Annotated in this window: 20 protein-coding genes; 7 read left to right on the forward strand and 13 right to left on the reverse strand. The window is 35.0% G+C overall.

Annotated elements, in window-relative coordinates; all coding sequences use genetic code 11:
• Positions 1 to 143: 143 nt before the first annotated feature.
• Together K7G79_RS05015 and uvrC are read right to left on the reverse strand one after the other, a co-directional pair.
• The gene (locus K7G79_RS05015) at positions 144 to 2,387 is read right to left on the reverse strand and encodes a patatin-like phospholipase family protein (RefSeq protein ID WP_223549765.1); all 2,244 of its coding nucleotides are present in this window, start codon (positions 2,385 to 2,387) and stop codon (positions 144 to 146) included.
• 92 nt (positions 2,388 to 2,479) lie between these two features.
• On the reverse strand, positions 2,480 to 4,273 hold the full coding sequence (uvrC, locus tag K7G79_RS05020; protein WP_223549767.1) for an excinuclease ABC subunit UvrC: 1,794 nt from the start codon (positions 4,271 to 4,273) through the stop codon (positions 2,480 to 2,482).
• A gap of 84 nt (positions 4,274 to 4,357) precedes the next feature.
• On the opposite strand from uvrC, the gene K7G79_RS05025 reads away from it, so the two are divergent.
• Genes K7G79_RS05025 through K7G79_RS05040 form a run of 4 tightly spaced genes read left to right on the forward strand, consistent with a single transcriptional unit; the run spans position 4,358 to position 7,197 of the window.
• A complete protein-coding gene (locus tag K7G79_RS05025; RefSeq protein ID WP_223549769.1) occupies positions 4,358 to 4,777 on the forward strand; it encodes a RimK/LysX family protein in 420 nt (139 codons plus the stop codon).
• Position 4,778: 1 nt separating this feature from the next.
• A complete protein-coding gene (rimK, locus tag K7G79_RS05030; protein ID WP_223549772.1) occupies positions 4,779 to 5,654 on the forward strand; it encodes a 30S ribosomal protein S6--L-glutamate ligase in 876 nt (291 codons plus the stop codon).
• Between the two features lie 4 nt (positions 5,655 to 5,658).
• Positions 5,659 to 6,630: a succinylglutamate desuccinylase/aspartoacylase family protein gene (locus K7G79_RS05035; protein WP_223549774.1), complete on the forward strand. Its 972-nt coding sequence runs from the start codon at positions 5,659 to 5,661 to the stop codon at positions 6,628 to 6,630.
• 3 nt (positions 6,631 to 6,633) lie between these two features.
• On the forward strand, positions 6,634 to 7,197 hold the full coding sequence (locus K7G79_RS05040) for a 5-formyltetrahydrofolate cyclo-ligase (RefSeq protein WP_223549776.1): 564 nt from the start codon (positions 6,634 to 6,636) through the stop codon (positions 7,195 to 7,197).
• On the opposite strand, the gene K7G79_RS05045 is transcribed toward K7G79_RS05040, so the two are convergent.
• The 11 genes from K7G79_RS05045 to panC all read right to left on the reverse strand — a co-directional run bounded on the left by K7G79_RS05045 (position 7,194) and on the right by panC (position 19,536).
• Positions 7,194 to 8,753 (reverse strand): hypothetical protein, encoded by a 1,560-nt coding sequence (locus K7G79_RS05045; RefSeq protein ID WP_223549778.1) that lies wholly within the window; start codon positions 8,751 to 8,753, stop codon positions 7,194 to 7,196. The genes K7G79_RS05040 and K7G79_RS05045 overlap by 4 nt on opposite strands.
• Positions 8,708 to 9,076, reverse strand: a complete 369-nt coding sequence (locus tag K7G79_RS05050) for a hypothetical protein (RefSeq protein ID WP_223549780.1) — start codon at positions 9,074 to 9,076, stop codon at positions 8,708 to 8,710. Before K7G79_RS05050 ends, K7G79_RS05045 begins: the two co-directional genes overlap by 46 nt.
• 90 nt (positions 9,077 to 9,166) lie before the next feature.
• Positions 9,167 to 9,787, reverse strand: a complete 621-nt coding sequence (locus K7G79_RS05055) for a lipoprotein signal peptidase (RefSeq protein ID WP_223549782.1) — start codon at positions 9,785 to 9,787, stop codon at positions 9,167 to 9,169.
• Positions 9,788 to 10,018: 231 nt separating this feature from the next.
• A complete protein-coding gene (locus K7G79_RS05060; protein WP_223549784.1) occupies positions 10,019 to 10,393 on the reverse strand; it encodes a TraR/DksA C4-type zinc finger protein in 375 nt (124 codons plus the stop codon).
• A 5-nt stretch (positions 10,394 to 10,398) separates the two neighbouring features.
• Positions 10,399 to 13,803 (reverse strand): isoleucine--tRNA ligase, encoded by a 3,405-nt coding sequence (ileS, locus tag K7G79_RS05065; protein WP_223549786.1) that lies wholly within the window; start codon positions 13,801 to 13,803, stop codon positions 10,399 to 10,401.
• A gap of 182 nt (positions 13,804 to 13,985) precedes the next feature.
• Positions 13,986 to 15,344 (reverse strand): DNA repair protein RadA, encoded by a 1,359-nt coding sequence (radA, locus tag K7G79_RS05070; RefSeq protein ID WP_223549788.1) that lies wholly within the window; start codon positions 15,342 to 15,344, stop codon positions 13,986 to 13,988.
• A gap of 95 nt (positions 15,345 to 15,439) precedes the next feature.
• Complete coding sequence (locus K7G79_RS05075) at positions 15,440 to 15,916, reverse strand: hypothetical protein (protein WP_223549790.1); 477 nt, start codon at positions 15,914 to 15,916, stop codon at positions 15,440 to 15,442.
• 63 nt (positions 15,917 to 15,979) lie between these two features.
• Positions 15,980 to 17,131: an alpha/beta hydrolase gene (locus K7G79_RS05080; RefSeq protein WP_223549792.1), complete on the reverse strand. Its 1,152-nt coding sequence runs from the start codon at positions 17,129 to 17,131 to the stop codon at positions 15,980 to 15,982.
• 76 nt (positions 17,132 to 17,207) lie between these two features.
• Positions 17,208 to 18,164: a lysylphosphatidylglycerol synthase transmembrane domain-containing protein gene (locus K7G79_RS05085; protein ID WP_223549793.1), complete on the reverse strand. Its 957-nt coding sequence runs from the start codon at positions 18,162 to 18,164 to the stop codon at positions 17,208 to 17,210.
• Positions 18,165 to 18,320: 156 nt separating this feature from the next.
• Positions 18,321 to 18,671 (reverse strand): aspartate 1-decarboxylase, encoded by a 351-nt coding sequence (panD, locus tag K7G79_RS05090; RefSeq protein ID WP_223549795.1) that lies wholly within the window; start codon positions 18,669 to 18,671, stop codon positions 18,321 to 18,323.
• 13 nt (positions 18,672 to 18,684) lie between these two features.
• Positions 18,685 to 19,536, reverse strand: coding sequence for a pantoate--beta-alanine ligase (gene panC / locus K7G79_RS05095; protein ID WP_223549797.1), 852 nt, complete (start codon positions 19,534 to 19,536; stop codon positions 18,685 to 18,687).
• A gap of 108 nt (positions 19,537 to 19,644) precedes the next feature.
• Between panC and K7G79_RS05100 the strand changes: the two genes are divergently transcribed.
• From K7G79_RS05100 to glmS, 3 genes are all read left to right on the forward strand, one after another.
• The gene (locus tag K7G79_RS05100) at positions 19,645 to 20,454 is read left to right on the forward strand and encodes a glycogen/starch synthase (protein WP_223549799.1); all 810 of its coding nucleotides are present in this window, start codon (positions 19,645 to 19,647) and stop codon (positions 20,452 to 20,454) included.
• 24 nt (positions 20,455 to 20,478) lie between these two features.
• Complete coding sequence (locus K7G79_RS05105; protein ID WP_223549802.1) at positions 20,479 to 22,143, forward strand: DUF4270 domain-containing protein; 1,665 nt, start codon at positions 20,479 to 20,481, stop codon at positions 22,141 to 22,143.
• Between the two features lie 171 nt (positions 22,144 to 22,314).
• On the forward strand, positions 22,315 to 24,162 hold the full coding sequence (gene glmS / locus K7G79_RS05110; RefSeq protein ID WP_223549804.1) for a glutamine--fructose-6-phosphate transaminase (isomerizing): 1,848 nt from the start codon (positions 22,315 to 22,317) through the stop codon (positions 24,160 to 24,162).
• The last annotated feature ends 251 nt before the right edge of the window (positions 24,163 to 24,413 follow it).

Below are 24,413 nucleotides of genomic sequence, written 5' to 3' on the forward strand. Positions count from 1 at the left end.
AAATTATAGGTGATTCCTGCCTTCGCAGGAATGACAATAATGCCAGCTTATTCAGGATTTCTCTTGATAAGGTAATGAAGAAATAGCAATAAATCGTTCCAAAAAGATTGCATATTGAACAAATATCGCGATTTTTAAATCAATTAAAACCAAAATCCCACATTAAAGAACCAAATACTTTGTTTCAGCTCAGGAGAATAGGAATATTTAGCTTCTATTGGCCCAATAAACGTATTTATGGCATATCCTAATGCATAACCTCTATAGTCTGGTAAGGTAAACCACTCACCTGTTTCAAATATATCATCATCAATATTAGCCCAATTACCTTCTAATGTAATGTGGTGGTTTTTAATTATCTCATAATCTGCTTTAGCCATTAGCTTTACATAGCTATTACCTGTGAGTGAGATAAAATCATAACCTAAAAACGGAATAAAATTGTTAATTAAGTTGTTACCATAGCCCCCCAAAGCAAAATCTAAGGTTTGTGTTGATTTATCACCCAACTTAAACCCACCACTAACATCTAGATTAAAAGCTACTCTATCTAAAACCGAAAATGCATAGCCCATATTCGCCTTAGCAACAGAGAAATCGTCGAAGCCTTCATTAAAATGAGAAGCAAAAATATACAAGTGCACATCTCCATTAAAATACACTCCTCTTGTAGGAAAGTATCTGTTATCGTAGGTATCTAATTTTAAATTCCCGAATACACTAAAATAATCGGTATTTTCAAAAATAAACTCATCATTAGGATTGGATGATGATATGGTTTCAGATTTAACTTCCAAACGTTTGTGTTCAACTCCTAAACTCAATGCAAAATCTTTTCTAAATAATGTTTGCAAATAGAATTGATTGGTTTGGTCTTCCAATTCTACATCTATTTTATTTATCCCATTTGCAGCAATTTCCCCTTCATCCAACAATAACTGTGCGCTAATGTTTTTATTAAAAGCATTGAATCTGGAACGCAACCCTATACTCCAATAGAACCCCTTATCGATTAAATATTCGAAATTATAACGTACATGATCCCCCAAAATAATATCTAGAGAGGTTACATCATTGTTAAATAAAAAGCGCTTTTTAGTAATATTTACTAATGCTGCACTTTTATATAAATTGTCATAATGTAAACCCAACTTCAAAAAGTTCGTTGTTTTAGTTTCACTTACATTAGCACGTAAATTAAACTCATCAGGAAGTTTATCTTTTTCCAATTCATAATAAAACGAATCAAAATTATTAGTGGCCACCAAATTATCTACGCCTTTTTGAAAAGCTTTATAGCTAATTTTTTCCTTATCCTTCAACTTTAATTTACCCAAAATATAGGCTCTTGTATAGCGATTATTTCCATTGATACTAACCTGGTTAATTTGAATACTATCGCTTTTGAATTTTTCTATTTTATTTTTTGGACACCTCCTCATACGCTTAGTTAAAGCCTCAAAATCTTTTATTTTTTCCAATGCTGCATCTTCTCCTCTTTTCAGAATAGCATCTCCTTCATCAAAAGATACCACAGAAAAATCCCTGATATTAGGTTTAATATAAATATCCGTTTTTTTGGACTTTGACGCCATGGCCTTTATCGTCCTAAAATTATTTATCTGAAACAATACCTCTGGTGCAGAACCCAATTCTTCCCTCGTTAACAACCCATCCTGCACATCCACTCCTATAATAACATCTAGCCCTTTTGCGCGCAATTCATCAACAGGATAATTGTTCACCACACCACCATCTGTTAGTACTTGATTATCTATAACTACCGGTTGAAACAATGATGGCAATGCCCCGCTGGCCATTATAGCCTGAGCCAAATTACCCCGATCTAAAAAAACGGGCTCTCCTGTTTCTATGTTTGTCGCTATACAGAAAAACGGGATAGGTAGATTTTCAAACAATTCAATATCACTTACGTGCAATAACAATTTAGATAAGGCATTGTACGCATTTTGCCCTCTGGACAAAGCCGAAGGCAATTTCAACTTGAAATCCTCAAAAGGAAGGGTAAGGGCATATTTTTCAGAATTCCCCCGTTCGAAAAAGGCTTTAGAAGTACGGGGCAATTCGTCGTTTATTATTTTATTGAAATCTATATTTCTAAAAACAGAATCCAATTCCTTTCCCGAATACCCTGATGCATAAAGAGCTCCTATAATGGCTCCCATACTGGTACCTGCTATATAATCTATCTTAACCCCAAGACTATCCATTACCTTTAGGGCTCCAATATGTGCAAGCCCTTTAGCCCCACCACCACTTAACACCAAACCAATTTTAGTCTCGGACTGTTCAATTTCTTTATGTTGCGCTTTTGCAAAAAAAAGAACCAAAAGGAAAAGAATTAATATGATGGTTTTTTGTTTCAAATTAGTCTTTTTGATTTCTATCTCCAGTTTACATCTTAGCACATCAACACCCTTAAGATAAACTTAACGATTCTAAATGACAAATCATTAATTTAATTCCTATGATAATAATTATACACTTTTTCTGCCTTGAATTTTCCGATCACATCTTCTAGTTCATCCAATTTGGCATTGGCCACACGTTTTGCCGATTTAAAATGCTTTAATAGCTCTACAACTGTTTTTTCACCGACGCCATTTATGGTTTCCAACTCTGTGTTTAACGCATTTTTACTGCGTTTGTTACGATGGTGCTCAATACTAAACCGGTGGGCCTCGTTTCGCAACTGCTGGATTATTTTTAGGGTTTCGCTTTTTTTATCTAAATATAAGGGAATTGGATCATTTGGATAAAATAATTCTTCCAAACGTTTGGCAATACCAACAATAGCAATCTTTCCTCTTAAGTTGAGTGCATCCAAACTTTTTAATGCAGATGACAATTGCCCCTTGCCTCCATCAATAATTATAAGTTGCGGTAAGGGTTGTTCTTCATCTAACAAACGTTTATAACGTCGGAATACTACTTCCTCCATCGAGGCAAAATCATCTGGTCCTTCAACGGTTTTTATATTAAAATGACGATAATCCTTTTTACTGGGTTTTCCATTTTTAAACACCACACAAGCAGCAACGGGGTTTGTCCCCTGTATGTTACTGTTATCAAAACACTCTATATGCCGTGGTTCTTCTGTAAGTCTTAAATCGGCTTTCATTTGTACCATTATACGGTTAGCATGTCTATCGGGGTCAACAATTTTCATTTGTTTGAACCGTTCCATCCTAAAGTATTTGGCATTACGAAGTGATAAATCTAAAATGTGCTTTTTGTCTCCCAGCTTTGGGACCGTAACTTTAATAGCCTCTCCTAAGTCGACTTTAAAAGGCACATAAATCTCTTTAGACTTGGAATGAAATCGCTGCCGTATTTCTGTGATGCCCAATTCCAACAATGCTTCATCGGTTTCGTCCAACCTCTTTTTTAATTCTAATGTATGCGACCTAATTATGGAACCGTAGGACAACTGTAAAAAGTTAATGTAACCATAGCTTTCGTCACTAACTATAGAAAATACGTCTACATTACTAATTTTTGGGTTTACTATAGTTGATTTAGCTTGGTAATTCTCTAAGACCACTATTTTTTCCTTTATTTTTTGCGCTTCTTCAAACAGCATAGCCCCTGCAAAATCTTGCATCTGATTTTTAAATTGCTGTAAAGAATCCTTAAAATTTCCTTTTAAAATCTGCTTAATGGCCTTGATGTTCTTGTTGTATTCCAATTCGGTCTCCAAACCTTCACAAGCCCCTTTGCAATTCCCTAAGTGATATTCCAAGCAAACCTTAAATTTACCGGCATTAATTTTTTCTTCAGATAATTGATAATTACATGTTCGTAAGCTATACAGGCCTTTTATTAAATCCAAAAGAGTGTGTACCGTTTTCACACTAGTGTAAGGACCAAAATATTCACCACCACCTTTAAAGATACGTCTTGTAGAAAATACTCTGGGAAAGCGTTCATTCTTTATGCAAATCCACGGATAGGACTTATCGTCCTTAAGCATTACATTATAGCGTGGTTTATGTTTCTTTATCAAATTGTTTTCCAGTAACAACGCATCGGTTTCCGTTTCGACTACAATATGCTTTATATAGGCTATTTTCTTTACTAACACACTAGTTTTACCGTTATCATGGGTTTTGGTAAAATAAGAACTTACCCGCTTTTTTAAATTTTTAGCTTTTCCAACATAAATGATGGCACCTTCCTTATCAAAATATTGATAAACGCCAGGTTGGTTTGGCAGAGTTTTTAATTGAATGTCTAACGCAGGAATGTCCATTGACTCAAAGGTAAATAATATTTAAAATCTAATGTATTTTGAATAAACTAATTTGCTACCTTGCGCCACTTTTTAAATACGCTAATGAGCAAAAAAATTATTGGGCGGGTTGATAAGATTGACTTCCCAAAACTGGGATTATACGACATAGATGTAAAAATAGATACAGGAGCTTATACTTCTGCTATTCATTGTTCTGAAATCATAGAAGAAGACCGTACATTAAGATGTATTTTTAATAGTGAGGTTCATCAAAATTTTGGCAAAACCGAAATTGTTTTTGATACATTTTCACATACCAATGTAAAAAGTAGCAATGGTTATAAGGAAAATCGCTATAAAGTGAAATCAGAAGCCATATTTTTTGGAAAAACGTACAAGATTAACTTAACTTTAAGCACAAGAGACGATATGAAGTTTCCCGTATTGATTGGCAGGCAATTTTTAAGACGGAAATTTTTAGTTGATGTTGATTTGGAAAACGTGTCTTACTTAACACATTAGTATGAACATAGTCATTCTATCTAGAAACCCTAATCTTTATTCTACCGAGCGTTTGGTTGAAGAAGGTGAAAACAGAGGCCATTTAGTCGAGGTTATCGATCCCTTAAAATGCGACATCATTATTGAAAAGGAAAAACCTACCATCTATTATAAAGATCGTTATTTAGACTATGTTGATGCTATAATACCCCGTATTGGTGCATCGGTAACGTTCTTCGGTTGCGCAGTGGTAAGACAGTTTGAAATGATGAACGTTTTTACTTCGGTTACTTCAGATGCTATAATTAGGTCTAGAGATAAACTGCGTAGTTTCCAAAGGCTTTCAAAAGCAGGTATTGGAATGCCTAAAACGGTATTTACCAATTATTCGCGGGATATAGAACAAGTACTTTCACATGTTGGTGGCACGCCAGTAATCATTAAATTGTTGGAAGGCACGCAGGGTTTGGGTGTTGTTTTAGCAGAAACTAAAAATGCGGCCGAATCAGTTTTAGAAGCATTTAATGGTTTACAGGCCAGAGCTTTAGTCCAAGAATATATTGCCGAGGCAAAAGGTGCTGACTTAAGGGCTCTTGTTGTAGATGGCCATGTAGTTGGCGCTATGAAACGTCAAGGGAAAGAAGGTGAGTTTCGTTCCAATCTTCATCGTGGTGGTACGGCTAAAGTTGTTAAACTCAGTGAAGCCGAATTACGCGTTGCCATGAATGCCGCTCGTGCTTTAAAACTCCCCATCTGTGGTGTAGATATGTTACAGTCCAGTAGAGGTCCTTTATTATTGGAAGTGAATTCTACCCCTGGTTTAGAAGGTATTGAAGGTGCCACAGGAAGAAACATAGCCAAAAGCATTATAACTTATTTAGAAAGAAATAGACGTTAATGTTATGAGCACAGAAAGTAATCTACTTTTTATACTTAACGAAAGGATAAAGCCCGGTGAAAGTAAAGAAGTGAATTTTAGTGTTGCCAACCTACACACCTCATCACCTGTAAACGTCCCTGTTATTATTGAGCGCTCCAAGAAACCTGGTCCTACTGTATTGTTTACAGCTGGTATTCATGGCGACGAAGTTAATGGGGTTGAAATTATACGTCAACTTATTGCTAAAGGCATTAACAACCCTAAAATTGGCACTATCATATGTATGCCCATCATTAATATTTTTGGATTCATTAATTTAAAGCGAGAATTTCCCGATGGCCGTGACCTAAATCGGGTTTTTCCAGGTAGTCCAAATGGATCTTTGGCCAGCAGAGTGGCTTTTAAACTAATTAATGAAGTTGTCCCCCATGCCGATTTAATTATTGATTTCCATACGGGTGGCTCGGGAAGGTTCAATGCCCCTCAGCTAAGATGTTCTAAAGACAAAAAAGACCTTGAAATATTAGCTAAAATTTTTGGCGCACCTTTTGTCCTATACTCCAAAAATTTATCAAAATCCTTTAGAGCAACATGCAACAAATTGGGCAAACCTATGTTACTTTTCGAAGGCGGCAAATCGTTTCATATTGATGAGACAATTACTAATTCTGGGATAAACGGTTCAAAACGTATTTTAAAACATTTAGGTATGCTGAAAACAGTTTTTAAATCTACAAAACCTAAAAAGGACTGTATTTTTATAACCGAGAGTAAGTGGCAACGCGCGAAATATTCAGGCATGTTTAAGACCTCTGTTGCAATTGGTTCAAAAGTTAAAAAGGAAGATATTATTGGTAATATAACTGACCCCTACGGTAAGTTTAATTTTTTTGTTAGGGCTTTAAATTCTGGTTATATAATTAACATTAACGAATCTCCTATAGTTTACCAAGGTGATGCCCTTTTTCATATTACCACCAAACTAAAACGATAATACATGACTAAAGCTGAGTTAAGAAAAAAATATAAAACCTTTCGCCATAATTTAACTCCAAACGACATAGAAGATTTTAGTTTAGCCATCGCGAACCAACTTTTAAAACTACCTATTTGGGACTATTCTTTTTACCATATTTTTCTTTCAATTATAGAGCACAAGGAAATCAATACTGATTATATTTTAAATATCCTCTCAGGAAAAGATAAAAATATTGTAGTTTCTAAAAGTAATTTTAAAACCAATACACTTACTAATTATTTGCTAACCGATAATACTGTACTTAGTAAAAATTCATGGGGTATTCCTGAACCTATTGATGGGATTGAAATTGACAACAAAAAAATAGATGTTGTTTTTGTCCCGCTTTTAGCTTTCGATAAGAATGGCCATCGAGTTGGTTACGGAAAAGGGTTTTATGATAATTTTTTAATTAACTGTAAACCAAACACCTTAAAAGTAGGCCTTTCCTTTTTTAAAGCTGAAGACCGCATTGAAGGGGTTTATGAGGGCGATATTAAGCTGGATTATTGTGTGACGCCAGAGCGCGTTTATAGGTTTTAGTCATTACAGTTTTCACAATAGGTCTTCCTTAAGTATTCATTTTCCAATAATTGAAATGTTACGCCCCCTTTTTCTTTATTGTTAAACAATTTACAATATCTTTCCTTGTTCATGTTGATAGCATTCAGCATAATTGTTCTGTAATCTTCGTCTTTGGTTAATGCTTTGTCGACCAATGTGAGGTTTAAATAATAAAAGAGCAAATCCACATTAATATCAATACTACGTGCTTTAGCACTAAGTAAACCTACTGCATCTTCCGATTTTGAATAATAGGTTAAAAATTGAGCTAGACTGAGATAATCAAAATCTGATAACGTGAAATTGTTGTAATGTGCTTTTATGAAATCAATCGATTTATCTTTAGCTCCATAATTTCTTTTCTGCATATATTTTTCAGCTTTCACAATGTGGAAATTTACAAGCATTCTATCTATCAAAGATGCATGGATACCATAATTTCTTAGATTCTTTATCTGCTTTTCAAAATCCAATTCATTAATTTTCATCCAATTGTAACGCCAAATGGGAAAGGTTGTAGCCACGATATTATATTTTAGTTTGGGGTCTTTAGGCGCCAATTTTTCCAATTCCTTCAATTCATTATGAACAATGAGGCCCTCACGGATATCCCTCATAAAACGAAATGCCGAATTTTTATTGAATATCTTAACAAAGCGCTCTTGTTTTGGAATATTCATTTTATGTAATAAATCTGGCGAAATATTATTGCGTTTAATTCTTTCAAAAATGGCATTTTGAATTTCTGTAGCTTGTTCCAATTCATCTTCATTTAAAGCTTTATTGAATCGCAGAATCAATGCTTCTTCAGAGATATCCTTATAATTATCTTTCCGTTCTAATTCTAATTTTATAACCGCTTTTCGATGGTTTTTCAAATAGGGTTCTAATTCTTCTGAAAGACCACTGGCTAAACGGTTTTTGACTTCAGCCTTATTCAATTTTTTTATGTAAGAATACTTGGATTCTGAAATATCATTTAAAAATTCCACCCAGTTTTCACTTGCCTGAATATTTGTCACTACTGTAGGCTCTTGAAATGATTGAAGCGCTTTAGCTATACTGGCAGCTCGTTTGGTTTGCAGCTCTTTGTTTCGCTCCAAAGTTCCCTCCACCGAAGCATAGGCGCGGATGGTTATGGTTTTGATATTAAAATCAGTTAACCTTAAAGAATCATACAAAGGTTTAATATCTTCAGGTGAATAATCGGCCTTATTTTTTTTAAATGGGATTGTAAACACCAAAGTTTTTTGCTTTAAAACATAGCCTTCCTTAACGGTGGTTATCTTTTTTGTACTAAAAGTTAAAGAATCGAGATACATGCCCATATCCAACAACTCCCAAGGATAAGATTCCAAATTGTAAATGGTTTGGTAGCGGCAAAAGGTTTTATTATTAAGGAAAAGAATGTTGTATTCTAATTCCCTTTTTAAATAGGTATCCGGCAGCTTACCAACAAAAACCCTAAAATAAGCATCACCGTCTTCCTTCAATCCACTTTTAAGCCTTTGTGCATAAATAGGCTTAAGCAGCATGCCCTTATTTGCTCATTTACAATAGTATCGTTCGCACAATCATACCGGTTTTTATCAATAACATCAATCGCCATGCCATCTGTTGGATTTTTAAAAAAGTTAAGAAACCAGTTCTTATCTGTTATTTTAAAATAGAGGTTGTTCCGCTCACGTTCAATTGAAAAATAAACTTCCTTAGGCTTTTGTTGAAACATTTGGACACAACGTTGGCACTTTTGATTGCGCTCAACATCGGTTTTTGGAAAAATAATATCAAAAGTGTTTTGTGAAAAGCAAAAATTGACAAATACTATGAATATCAGGAAAGAAATTTTAATTTTCATTAACTAATAATTTTTATACACATCTTATTGAAAATTAAAATTAACAAACATAAATGAGGTAAAAAAATACTTACTAAATAAAGATTTGGGTTACTTTTTTGAAAACGCCTTTTTATTGAACACAATAAGCATAACAAAGCCTGTGCTAATAGCTACATCGGCAATATTAAAGACAGGCTCAAAAAAGGTAAAAAATTGTCCTCCATAAAATGGTAACCATTCTGGCAAATAACCTTTATACAATGGGAAATAGAGCATATCTACAACCTTACCATGAAATAGGGTATCGTAACCACCTGTTTGCGGAAAAAAGCTAGCTACTTGACCATGACTATCACTAAAGAAGACCCCATAAAAAACAGAATCTATAATATTACCTAAGGCTCCAGCAAAAATAAAAGCGATGGCCAGTATAAGCACTTTAGGACTTTGCTTTTTTATGGCACTGCATAACCAATACCCAATACCAAATATGGCCACAACACGAAATAGTGACAATACAATTTTTGCTGTTCTATCTGAAATAAAAGAAACAAAATCACTAATTTTTGTTCCCCATGCCATACCGTCATTTTCTATAAAATAAATTTTAAACCAGTTAAAAACAGGCACATCTTCCCCTAGTATAAAATGGGTCTTTACATATATTTTACTGATTTGGTCGACCAATAAAATAAGGATAATGATTATGATAGATTTTTTTAGTGACATAAGATTTTCTAAAGACCTTTAGACGGAGCCTGTACTGAGCGCAGACGAAGTACTTGAGGTGACATTAGCTATTACTTAAATAAAAAACGTCTCAACAAAGAGACGTTTCAAAAGTACATGATTTTTTTAGTTTATTATACGTCATTTTTCAAATTAAAAAAATCATGTGCTAAAAAGTGATTACCCTGTAAATTTAAGTTTTTACAGAGAAAATATATCATTTTAAATAAACTATTGCATGTTTTTTGCTTCAATGCTTAAGGTGGCATGCGGCACTAATTTTAAACGCTCCTTATTAATAAGCTTTCCAGTAACACGACACACACCATAGGTTTTATTCTCTATTCTAATCAAAGCATTTTTTAAATCGCGAATAAATTTTTCCTGACGAATGGCTAATTGTGAATTCGACTCCTTACTCATTACTTCGCTACCTTCATCAAAAGCTTTAAATGTAGGCGACGTATCGTCTGTACCATTGTTATGATCGTTCATATAAGCACTTTTAATAAGTTCAAGATCGTGCTGCGCCTTTTTAATTTTATCTTGGATTAACGCTTTGAACTCGGCTAAATCTTTATCTGAATATCTTACACTTTCTGACATAATTTCTAATGTTTTTGAATAAATAATTTGGTATTTACATCATCAAAAGCAACTTCAATACCTTCATTTATAGTATCTCTAATTTCTAATTCTTCAGTTAATGTTTCTGTTTTAATATAATCGATGTTAGTTTCAACTGCATTAACAATTTGCTCGTCTTTTTGAAGCATCACATCAATTCTATCGGTTACTTCAAAACCTGAATCTTTTCGTAAGTTTTGAATACGATTAACCAATTCCCTCGCAATGCCTTCTTTACGCAATTCGTCTGTAATGGTCACATCTAAAGCTACCGTTAAAGAACCTTCGTTCGCCACTAACCAACCTTCAATATCTTGCGATGTAATTTCTACATCTGTGCGTTCTAATGTAATATTTTTTCCATTAATGGCAACATCTAACTTGCCATTTTGTTCTATTTTGTTAATATCTTCTGCAGTAAAGTTAATTACGGCATTGGCAATGGCCTTCATATCCTTTCCAAATCGTGGGCCAAGCACTTTAAAGTTTGGCTTTATTTGTTTCACCAAAATATCTGAAGCATCTTCAAGGAGTTCAATTTCCTTAACATTCACTTCATGCTTTATTAAGTTTGAAACCGCTGCAATTTCTTCCTTTTGCTGTTTGCTATCAATAGGAATCATAATTTTTTGAAGCGGTTGGCGTACCTTAATCTTTTCTTTAGCCCTTAACGACAATACCAACGAAGATATTGTTTGGGCGCTTTCCATTTTACGTTCCAAAGGCTTATCTACATAAGTAGCATTGTAAGTTGGGAAATGCGCCAAATGTACACTTTCAAACGGTTCCTTTTTGGTTACGGCGTTTAAATCTAGGTATAGCCTATCCATGAAGAATGGTGCTATTGGCGCACCTAGTTTCGCTATGGTAACCATACAGGTATAAAGCGTTTGATAAGCCGAAATTTTATCTTGTTGGTAATCGCCTTTCCAAAAACGTCTTCTACTTAAACGTACATACCAGTTACTTAAGTAATCTTGTGTAAAATCTGAAATAGCCCGTGCTGCCTTAGTTGGTTCATAATCGGCATAAAAAGCATCCACTTTTTTAACTAGGGTATGTAATTCTGAAAGGATCCAACGATCTAATTCAGGGCGTTCTTCTATAGCAATATCGGCTTCACTGTAATTGAAACCATCCAAATTGGTATACAAAGAGAAAAACGAATAGGTATTGTAAAGGGTTCCGAAGAACTTACGCTTAACTTCCTCTACACCTTCGATGTCAAACTTAAGATTATCCCACGGATTGGCGTTTGAAATCATGTACCAGCGCGTAGCATCTGCCCCATAATTACCCAATGTTTCAAACGGATCGACGGCATTACCCAAACGCTTGGACATTTTTTGTCCGTTTTTATCCAATACCAATCCGTTGGACACTACATTTTTATAGGCCACGGAGTCGAACACCATAGTACCAATGGCATGAAGTGTATAGAACCACCCACGGGTTTGATCGACGCCTTCAGCAATGAAGTTGGCCGGATAAGTAGTTCCTTTATCAATCAGTTCTTTGTTTTCGAACGGATAGTGCCATTGAGCATAGGGCATAGAGCCAGAATCGAACCAAACATCTATCAAGTCACTTTCCCTTTTCATAGGCTGGCCGCTATCGGACACAAGAACAATTTGATCGACTATGTTTTTATGTAAATCTATTTTAGCGTAGTTCTCATCAGACATGTTACCAGCTTCAAAATCTCCAAAAATGTCCTTATCTAAAACACCTGCTTCCACAGCTTTTGCCATTTCAGCCTTTAACTCTTCTACAGAACCAATACATTTGACTTCTTTACCATCTTCGGTTCTCCAAATAGGTAATGGAATACCCCAATATCTTGAGCGTGACAAGTTCCAATCATTGGCATTGGCTAACCAGTTACCAAATCGTCCTGTTCCTGTCGCTTTTGGCTTCCAGTTGATGGTTTCATTAAGTTCAAACATACGATCCCTTACATCTGTGACTTTAATAAACCATGAATCTAGAGGATAGTATAAGATTGGTTTATCGGTTCGCCAACAGTTCGGATAGCTGTGTTTGTATTTCTCAACCTTAAAGGCTTTGTTTTCTTCTTTTAGTTTGATGGCAAGCTCAACATCAACCGAACGTTCTGGTGCTTCACCGTCATTGTAATATTCATTCTTCACATACTTACCAGCAAACTCTCCCATTTCTGGTCTAAACTTACCTTGTAAATCCACCAATGGCACTAAATTACCATTCTCATCTTTTACCAACATAGCCGGCACTTCTGGCACGGCTTGCTTGGCTACCAAGGCATCGTCGGCACCAAAGGTAGGTGCAGTGTGTACAATTCCTGTACCATCTTCGGTAGTTACGAAATCTCCAGAAATCACCCGAAATGCATGTTCAGGATTATCGTTAGGCAGTGCATAAGGCAATAACTGTTCGTATTTGATGCCTACCAAGTCCTTTCCAAGAAACTCTTTTAAGACATAAAACGGGATTTTTTTATCGTTTGAATTATACCCTAACAATTCAGATGCATCTTCTACCTGATTAAACTTTCCTGAAAATTGGTAATTCACCAATTTCTTGGCAAGTATCACATTTATTGGTTCAAAAGTATATTGATTGAAGGTCTTAACCAGTACATAATCAATTTTAGGTCCAATAGTCAATGCCGTATTACTTGGTAAGGTCCAAGGTGTAGTCGTCCAAGCTAAAAAATGGATATCACCTTCATTTTGTAAAAAACTAGGTAAAGTGTCCGAAATGGCTTTAAATTGGGCCACCACTGTGGTATCGGTCACGTCCTGATAGGTTCCGGGCTGATTCAACTCATGCGAGCTTAACCCCGTTCCTGCCTTTGGTGAATAGGGCTGAATGGTGTAGCCTTTGTACAAAAGTTTTTTGTTGTAAATCTGCTTTAACAACCACCAAACACTTTCCATGTACTTAGGCTCGTAAGTAATGTACGGATCGTCCATATCAACCCAATAGCCCATTTTTTGGGTAAGATCATTCCAAATATCGGTGTAACGCATCACAGCTTTACGACAAGCGGCATTATAATCCTCAACCGAAATGGTTTTTCCTATATCCTCTTTGGTAATACCCAATTCTTTCTCAACACCAAGTTCAATAGGTAACCCATGTGTATCCCAGCCTGCTTTACGTTTTACCTGAAAGCCTTTTTGGGTTTTATAACGACAAAAAATATCTTTAATAGCACGCGCCATAACGTGGTGAATCCCTGGCAATCCATTTGCAGATGGTGGGCCTTCAAAAAAAACGTACGACTCCTGTCCTTCACGTGAGGTTATACTTTTCTCAAATATGTTATTATCCTGCCAATAGCTTAGAATCTCTTCGGCCACTTTTGGAAGGTCAAGTCCTTTATATTCAGGAAATTTAGCGCTCATTATATCATATTTCTTTTCGATGCGCGAAAATAAGGATTTTTGATAAAATAGACCGTATGGAAAACCACTTTATATCCATTGTCATGCTGAACTTGTTTCAGCATCCATATTAAAGCAGTGTTAAGACCCTGAAACACGCTTCGAGATCCTTAGCGACCGTTTAGGTTGACAACTTTACGGTATTAAACAATAAAATCCACCAAATCCTCAATTTTGGAAACCAATTGGAATTTGATTTTCGTGTTTTTCAGGGAAATTTTATTGTATTTGGATACAAAAATGGTTGAAAAGCCTAATTTTTCAGCTTCAAGGATACGTTGTTCCACACGTTGCACCGGGCGAATTTCTCCTGATAAGCCTACCTCGGCTGCAAAGCAAATATCCTTTTGAAGCGGCTCGTCTTCATTAGATGATAATATCGCTGCAACAACAGCTAAATCTATAGCAGGATCATCTACGGTAATACCTCCTGTTATGTTTAAAAACACATCTTTTGCTCCCAAACGAAAGCCTGCCCGTTTTTCTAAAACAGCCAGAAGCATATTCAAGCGCTTGGCATTAAAGCCGGTTGCCGAACGTTGTGGCGTGCCATAAACTGCAGTACTTACCAAGGCCTGAACTTCTATCATAAGTGGACGCATGCCTTCCAAGGTTCCCGCAATGGCATTTCCCGACAACTCTTCATCTTTTTGGGAAATTAAAAGCTCTGACGGATTGGATACCTCCCGTAATCCAGATCCCTGCATTTCGTAAATGCCCAATTCGTTTGTTGAGCCAAATCGATTTTTATGAGCCCTTAAAATACGGAACACATGGTTACGATCGCCTTCAAATTGCAAGACGGTATCGACCATATGCTCCAAAATTTTAGGTCCCGCTATATTCCCATCTTTAGTAATATGACCAATTAACAACACTGGTGTTGCCGTTTCCTTTGCAAATTTTATGAGCTCAGTGGTACACTCCTTAATTTGTGAAATGCTTCCCGAAGAGGATTCTATATAGTCGCTATGCAAGGTTTGAATGGAATCGATAACCACAATATCGGGTTCTAACTCCTCTATTTGCCTAAAAATATGTTGTGTTTTTGTTTCGGTTAAAATGTAGCAATTGGTATTACTTGAATGGATACGCTCTGCCCGCATTTTTATTTGTTTCTGACTTTCCTCTCCCGAAACATAAAGGGTTTTATAGGGCAGTTTTAAAGCAATTTGAAGCAGTAAGGTGCTTTTACCAATACCTGGTTCACCTCCCAATAAGGTTAATGACCCTGGCACAATACCGCCGCCCAACACGCGATTAAACTCCGCATCGAAGGTATCCAATCGAGGTTCTTTTGAAGTATCAATATCATTAATTCTCAAAGGGACTGCCACTCGTTTAGTGTTAGATGTTGGTGATTTCCAATCGCTTTTTTCTGGTTTTTGGATAAGTTCCTCAACAATGGTATTCCATTCCTTACAGGCATTGCACTGGCCTTGCCATTTGGCATATTGCGTGCCACAACTCTGACAGAAAAAAACGGTTTTTATTTTGGCCATGGGTAGTTATTTGTTATTGAGTTATTAGGAGTTTGCTCTTATTTATATGAATAATATCAAATTTATCATAATCGCATACATTACTCTAAATTTTTTTAATATCCTCGTCCAAAAACTTTTTTGTTAGCTATCATTTTTTTTGTTCTTGTATTTCCAAGAAAAGCAAAAATCAAAGTGAAAATTGGTAAATAGAATGAAAGTTTTGATTTGAAAAAATAATAAATCAAAAAGTCTAGAACAATTCCAAATACTATATATTTTATTTTGTTGGATCCTTTATGTCTAAAATCCCTTTCATAGATTAAATAACGTCCTGCCTTAAGAATATATTTATTATATAATTCTAGTTGGGTTATTTTTCCTGTTGGCAAATCAGTCGTTTTTAATTCGTCAATATATTCGCCAATCAAAGCTTTATATTTTTCTGATTCTCTATTATGATGAAATTTTAATAGCTGATTTCCAATATTCAATGTTGAATTAAAATTTACCTGCCTTTTTACTTCGTCACTTTCAGATTCAAATAATTTTATGAATTCTTCTAACTTTTCTTTTAAAGCCTCGTTACTCATTAACTATAGATATGTTTCAAACATTTGCCAACTACTATTAACTATTAGCCCAATAACCCAAAATCAATACCCAAAATCTGCTTTAATAGCATCAGACTTCTCCAACACCAAATCTTTTGTTATCCCTGCTATTTCCTCTAAGATGTAAGCTGACTGATAGGTACGCATCGCTTTTTTGGGCTCCCCTGTTTCTTCATAAAACCGAGCCAAATAGTAATTGCCCAACATGGTTTCTGGGTAGTGTTTTCGTGCTATTTTACCCAATTCTTCGTAATACTCAAACTGTTCATTCTTCTCAATAGCGGCTGCTATGGCCTTAAAATCATTAATTAATATTTGTTTGTCTATGGCAAACAAATCGCTAATGGTTTGATATTTCTCTTGGAGATAGGCTACTGGCGATTCGTCTAACTTAAGTATGGTGTCTTGGTATTCTTTTTTGGAAATGGGTTGGTACACAAAAAAGATGCTTTCCAACGCTCGTGGAATCGCGTGCGCTGGCACCGAATAGTGTGAGGGATTTTCAAAACTATCAAACCTATAGAATACATTTTTACTTTCTATGGTCTTTATACTGGCATCCAATGCCTGGGTCATGTCCTTGATGGATTTGGAGTCGTTTTTGGTGTTAGCCAAATAATAAAAGGTTTTAGATTCAAGTTCAGCCAAGCGCTCGGGCACATAATCTAACATATTTGGCGCCAACTCTGGACTAACCACCACATAGGCCTGAAACAAAGGTTGTGGTTTCAACAGGTAATAATTAATAAAATTGGCGGTTTCACCATGTCCAACAACTGTCCTAAAATTAACCGTTCGGTATTTGTTTTCAATATAAGGCAAGAGCTCCATACCAATAAATTCGAAAAACGCAGCCCCAGTTTCAATGGGCAGTGAGTTTTGTTCAGAGTACATGCAATCGTCATAACGTTTATCCAACTGGTTTACCCCAACAACTATAGCTTCGGGCATGTCTTCCCAATAGGAATAATAATCAACATTTCCCGCAACCGCTTCAAACAAATAATCCCCATCCAAAACAATAAAAATGGGATAGGCTTTATCCTCATTATTCTTATAGCCTCGAGGCAACTGTATTTTAAGCTGACGGGATTCCCCCAACCTTGAAGATTCTATGGTTTCGTAAGTGACTTGGGCATGTGCAGTACTAAATACAAAAAAAAATATTAAAACATAAAAGATAGATCGATTCATCCTTATACATGATTTGAGATTATAGGAGCAAGGTAAGAAATTAAGACTAGTTTAAAAAAAGAAGTCTTGGTTTTACTTAAGACTGTTTTCTATTAAAAACAGGAAGATAAATTAAGGACACCCCTCCCAATAAAATAATCATAAAAGTTTGTGATGCCCACATAATCCAACCAAATGCGTAACTGGGGTCTTTATCAATTCCGAAGATCGAAAAGGCTCCATAGACCGCTAAAGGATATAATCCTATACCGCCATTAGTAGCTGCAATACTAAAACTAGCTGATATAAACCCTATTAAAATGGCTCCAAAAGGCACACCATGCAATTCTGGAACTGCAAATGAGGTAACATAAAACATAAGCACATACATCCCCCATATAAATAAGGTATGGAAAATGAATGCCCACTTTTTTTTCATTTTAAAAATGCTTAGTGCTCCTTCAACTAAACCACTTGTAAAATGCTTGATTTTTACTGCAATTTTAGAATCACTTTTTCTTACATATAATGTGAAAAACAAAAGAACAATTATTATTAATCCTAAAGCCATTATAATTTTTTCGGGATTAAACCTTTCCATTAGGAAAGCATAAATAAAGTCGAATTGCAAAAACAGTGTTATGATGATAATTCCAAGCATTACCAACAAATCCGCTATACGTTCGGCCACAATGGTACCAAAACCTTTTTCAAAAGGTACGTCTTCATAGTTGGTTAAAATAGAGGCCCTAGCCACTTCTCCAGCCCTAGGAATAGTATAATTAATTAAATAGGTGGCAAATACTGCCATAATACTATTGCCTAGTCTAACTTGGTATCCCATAGGTTCCAATTGAAAACGCCACCGATACGCTCGCGACAAATGACTTAATAGACCGAGAAACACCCCCAACAAAATCCAGTTTTTACCGGAAGCTTTCCAATATTCCAATATTTTAGATAACGGAACGTCATTTAGAGAATACCAGACCAAAAAAACTCCCAGTAATAATGGGAGCATAATCTTAAGTATTTTTTTTATGGTCAGTTTCATGTGTTAACACCTATTTTTTTATGGTCACATAGAATATACAAATTATCATACCGCTATGTGATAAAATTTAATCATGGATGTTTCATGATTTTCAAACCTTGCAAGTAAAATATTTATAGTACTAGGTTAGGTCATTATCCCAGCGTCCCTAAACATTTATCTTAGCAGGTTAGTAGCTTCATCAGGAAAAACCAAAGAAGGCTTAAACGTTTTGGCTACTTCAAAATCCATAATAGCGTAAGTTATTAAAATTAAAGTGTCACCTACTGAAACCTTTCTCGCAGCCGCACCGTTAAGCGTGATTTCCCCACTCTTTCTTGGTCCGGGAATAACATAGGTTTCAAGACGTTCCCCATTATCGTTATTAACTATCTGGACTTTCTCTCCTTGTATAATGTTGGCAGCATCCATTAAGTCCTCATCAATAGTAATACTACCAATGTAATTAAGGTCTGCTCCAGTACATTTAACTCTATGAATCTTAGATTTTACTACTTGAACTTGCATGTGGCAAAGATAATTAATTTAGTGCGATATTATCTATTAGTCTAATATCATCTATAAATACAGCTATAAAAGCTCTATATGTTCTTTTCTTTGATTTTCTTTTTATAGGCTTTAAGGTCTCTACGTCTGCTATAATAAAATACTCCAACTTAAACACCTTATGGTTAGCAAACTGTTTCTCAGCCCATTGTATCACTTTATTAGCACTTTTTGTGCCAAATTGTCTTTTGGCAGTTATTAAAGTTTTATAAATAAAAGGCGCTGCTTCCTGTTGTTCTTTGGTTAACCTAGTATTACGGGAACTCATTGCCAAACCATTTGTTTCCCGATATATTTTACAGCCAACGATATTCACCGGAATTTGATATTTATCAACCATTTTTTTTATGATTGCCAATTGTTGAAAATCCTTTTTCCCAAAATAGGCGTTATCAGGTTTTACAATCTCAAATAATCGTTTAACAACTGTACCAACACCATTAAAATGGCCTGGTCTAAATTTACCTTCCATCTCTTGTTCCAAACCATCAAAATCGAAACTTTGAGATACTGCGTTACCCTCATAAATATCTTCTACCGTTGGCGCATATACCAAAATATCATTCTTGCTTACAGTTTCAAGTAATGCAAGATCACTATCTAAATTTCTTGGATATTTTTCTAAATCGGTGGTATTATTAAATTGTGTTGGATTAACAAAAATACTTACCACAACTTTGCCATTATTTTCCAAGGCTTCTTTTACCAAAGTCAAATGTCCTTGGTGCAACGCGCCCATGGTTGGAACAAAACCAATAGTAATCTGTTTGGATTTGAGCTGTTCTATTTCAGCCTTAATTTGTTTTTTTTCTTGATAAACCTGCACTTTTAATAAAAAATTAACGCGTGCAAACTTAAGATTTTACAGCCAATCTGCATAAATTTTTGTACTTTTGCGTGTTTTTTATTTTGAATCTTCAAAAGCGAACTGTTTATGAAAGATAAGAGGATATTGTATGTATCATCTGAAGTAGTACCTTATTTACCCGAAACCGAAATTTCTTCAATGTCGTTTGAAGCCCCAAGGCTGGTGAACCAGCAAGGTGGACAAATTCGCATTTTTATGCCCAGATATGGTAATATTAATGAAAGAAGACATCAGTTACACGAGGTAATTAGACTTTCTGGAATAAATTTGGTAATTAATGATTTGGATATGCCTCTTATTATAAAGGTGGCTTCAATTCCTAAAGAGCGTATACAAGTTTATTTTATAGATAACGATGAATATTTTAAAAGAAAGGCCACATTGACAGACGAAGATGGAAAATTGTTTTCTGATAATGATGAACGTGCCATTTTCTTTGCCAAAGGTGTTATAGAAACCGTTAAAAAATTAAACTGGTCTCCAGATGTTATTCATGTTCATGGGTGGCTGGCCTCTTTATTGCCTTTATATTTAAAGGAGTACTATAAAGATGAACCTTTATTTAATGAAAGCAAAATTGTTACCTCAATATACAATCAAAGTTTTGATGATACGTTAAACAAAGACATGTTTGACAAGATTAAATTTGACAATATTGATGATAATGCAATCAAACCACTTGAAGAACCGACCTATAATAACTTAATGAAGGTAGCTATAGACTATTCAGATGCATTGATAGTTGGTTCTGAAACCATTCCAAACACCTTGGATACTTACCTAAAAGATTCGAAAAAACCTGTACTGGAACACAAAAGTAAAGATGAGTTTGGTGAGGCCTACACAACTTTCCTTAATGCTGAAGTTGTAATCTAGACCCGAAAAATTCGTAAAAATCATATGGAAAAAACATATAAAGCCCTAAACCCCTTATTCATTCTTGTATTTATTATTACATCCTTTATTGCTTGCGACAAAGACTTTAGCTCCATAGATAGTGATGTGCTAGGCAAGGATAATGCCAATTTTAACACTAATAAGATTAATATTGGAGCATTACTTGCCTATAATAAAAAATTAAAAAATGTTCAGGTTAACGGACTAAATGCGAATCTATTGGGTGTTTATAACGATCCCGTTTATGGACAAACAACAGCTAGTATTGTTTCACAAATTACACCTACTTTTTACAACCCTGATTTTGGCGACAATCCAGTTATAGATTCTGTTATACTAAACATCCCTTATTTTAGTAGAGAGAATGGTGTTGACGATGATGGAAATACTAAATATGTTATTAATGAACAGGATTCTTTATATGGTAATGACAAAATAATTTTATCCATTTATCGTAATAATTATTTTTTAAGGGATTTTAATCCAAATACTCAGAACCAAGAAACGCAAAGTTATTTTTCTTTTGCCGAGAACACTTCAAATAATACTGAAAATTTTATTGTTACAGAAAACAGTGAAGTTAATTTTGACTCCTATAAGGATCAGCTAATAGCTGTAGACAGTGCGTTTATCCCATCTAGCAACCCAATTGTTACATTAACTGGTGAAGGGGAAGAAGCCTCTCTTTCTTACGCTGCTCCTGCTTTAAGAATTGATTTATACAACCCTGATAATACATTCTGGGAAGATCATATTTTTGCTAAGCAAGACGGCAGTGAACTTAGCAACGTCAATAATTTTAAAAACTATTTTAGAGGCTTATACATTAAAGCAGAGCCTAAAGAAGATCTTGGCAGCATGACACTTTTAAACTTAGGGTCATCCAATGCTACAATTACCATTTATTATTCAAAAGATCCAATTTCAGATGGTGATCCAAGGATACAGGCTACTTATGCTTTTAACTTTAATGGCATAAAACTTAACACGCTAATAAACGATTTTAGTATTGCTCCTGCACTATTGGCTGATGGTAACAACTCCGAGGGGGACCAAACACTCTATTTAAAAGGTGCCGCTGGTTCTATGGCTGTTATCGATTTATTTGGTAACGATTACACTTACGACCCTAATCAGGATGTCCCTGATGCCTTAATAGATTTGAGAAATGAATTTAGAGACGACGGTAATCCTACAAGACTAATTAACGAAGCCCATTTGGTTATACTTGAAGACCAAGCCTTAACAGTTGGTGATGACCATACTTATGACAGGCTTTATGTTTACGATGTAAAAAACAACATACCATTAATAGATTACAGTTTTGATCCTTCAGAAAATACGGTTTCCCCTGTATCATCAAAAATTGTTCATCTTGGTAAAAGGGATACATTATCAACAAGCCCCCTAATAATTGGTTATAAAATTCGTATTACTGAGCACATAAAAAACTTAGTGTTTAAAGATTCTACCAATACTAAATTAGGGCTAACAATATCCAATAATGTGAATTACACGAGTAATGCTAAAATTTTGAATACCACAGACGATGTCTCGAATATCCCTGCAGCAACACTTCTAACCTCAAGAGGAACAGTTTTATATGGAAGCAATACTGTTGATGATAAAAAAATAAAGTTAGAAATTTATTTTTCCGAACCAGAATAAGGTTTCTTAAACATTAAGTATACATACAAATACCCAAGTAAAACCCCAAGGAATGCCTTGGGGTTTTTTATTCATAATAAATCGGCTTAAAGATAATATTGATATTATTTTTGCGTATATAGGTATTTATTTTGCATATTTGCTTTCTCAAATAACTAGAATCTAATATTTATGTGTGGCATTGTAGGATACTTAGGAAATAGGGAAGCCTATCCGATTATAACTGAAGGTCTTAAACGATTAGAATACCGTGGTTACGATAGTGCGGGTATCGCATTATTTGATGGCGTTAATTTAAAAGTCTCAAAAACCAAAGGAAAAGTAGCAGATTTAGAAAATCGAGTAAATCAACAAATTAACCCAAAAGGCTATATTGGCCTTGGTCATACACGTTGGGCAACACATGGCATTCCAAACGATGCTAATTCTCATCCTCATATTTCCAATTCTGGTAATTTAGTCATTATCCACAATGGTATCATCGAAAATTACGAATCATTAAAACAGGAGTTAAGTACTAGAGGCTACACTTTTAAATCACAAACCGACACTGAAGTTCTTGTCAATCTAATAGAGGACGTTAAACAAAAAGAACATGTGAAGCTTGGCAAAGCTGTCCAAATTGCACTTAATCAAATTGTTGGCGCTTATGCAATAGCTGTATTTGACAAAACACAACCCAATGAAATTGTTATCGCACGCCTAGGGAGCCCGCTGGCCGTTGGTGTTGGAGAAAGTGAATATTTTATTGCTAGTGACGCCTCTCCTTTTATAGAATACACTAAAAATGCCATTTACCTCGAAGATGAAGAAATGGCCATTATACGACTGCATAAAGACATAAAAATCAGAAGAATTATAGATGATTCTCTTGTCGATCCATACGTTCAGGAGCTTAAAATTAGTTTAGAGCAAATTGAAAAAGGAGGATACGATCATTTTATGCTAAAAGAAATACATGAGCAACCTAAAGCCATAAATGACACTTACCGGGGAAGGTTAAATATTGATCAAGAAATTATAAAAATGTCTGGCATCGACGACAATCTTGATAAAATCCTAAATGCCAATCGTATAATTATAGTCGCTTGTGGCACATCTTGGCACGCTGGCCTAGTTGCTGAATATATTTTTGAGGATTTGGCCAGGATACCTGTTGAGGTTGAATATGCTTCAGAATTCAGATATCGAAACCCTATAATAACAGCAAGTGATGTGGTTATTGCAATATCTCAGTCGGGGGAAACTGCCGATACTCTTGCGGCCATTAAACTAGCCAAGTCTCAAGGTGCTTTTGTTTTTGGTGTATGTAATGTGGTAGGTTCATCAATAGCAAGGGAAACCCATGCCGGAGCTTACACTCATGCTGGCCCAGAAATAGGGGTAGCATCTACTAAAGCCTTTACTACTCAAATTACTGTCCTAACACTTATAGCCCTTCGTTTAGCCAAAACAAAAGGCTCTATTACCGATTTAGAATTTCTGGAACTCCTTTTAGAACTTGAAAGAATTCCTAAAAAAGTTGAACAAACACTTAAATTGGATGCACATATACAAATAATTGCAGACACTTATAAAAACTCGAGAAATTGTTTGTATTTAGGAAGAGGATATAATTTCCCGGTAGCATTAGAAGGTGCTTTAAAACTAAAAGAAATTTCGTATATCCATGCCGAAGGTTATCCTGCTGCCGAAATGAAACATGGTCCAATAGCCCTTATCGACGAAAACATGCCCGTGGTGGTCATTGCTACAAAAAAAGGACATTATGAAAAAGTGGTAAGTAATATTCAGGAAATTAAATCGCGTAAAGGTAAAATTATAGCCATAGTCACCAAAGGTGATACACAAGTTAGAGCATTGGCCGATCATATTATTGAAATTCCAGAAAGCTCAGAGCTATTTTCGCCTCTTATTACAACTATCCCGCTTCAACTTTTATCATATCATATTGCTGTATTGTTAGGCAAAAATGTAGACCAGCCAAGAAATTTAGCAAAATCTGTTACTGTGGAATAATTTTAAAATGACTTATGAAAACAGCTAAAACAGCCTCAAAAAGTATCCCAATTTATCTTTCAAATAATTTTTCGGATAGTATTTAAAATGAACAACTCTAGTTTTGGTTAAAGGTTCAGATATTAAAACCTTAAAGAAAAATTATTAAAAGCATATATTTTTAACAATATTTTTGTCGATTTTTAATATGCACGCATAATTTTTTCATATTTTTAACACTTAAACTGGATATAATCCATACTTTAATTATT

Origin of the sequence: Aestuariivivens sp. NBU2969, assembly GCF_019931125.1 — a bacterium.
In the GTDB taxonomy this organism is placed as follows: Bacteria; Bacteroidota; Bacteroidia; order Flavobacteriales; family Flavobacteriaceae; genus Aestuariivivens; species Aestuariivivens marinum.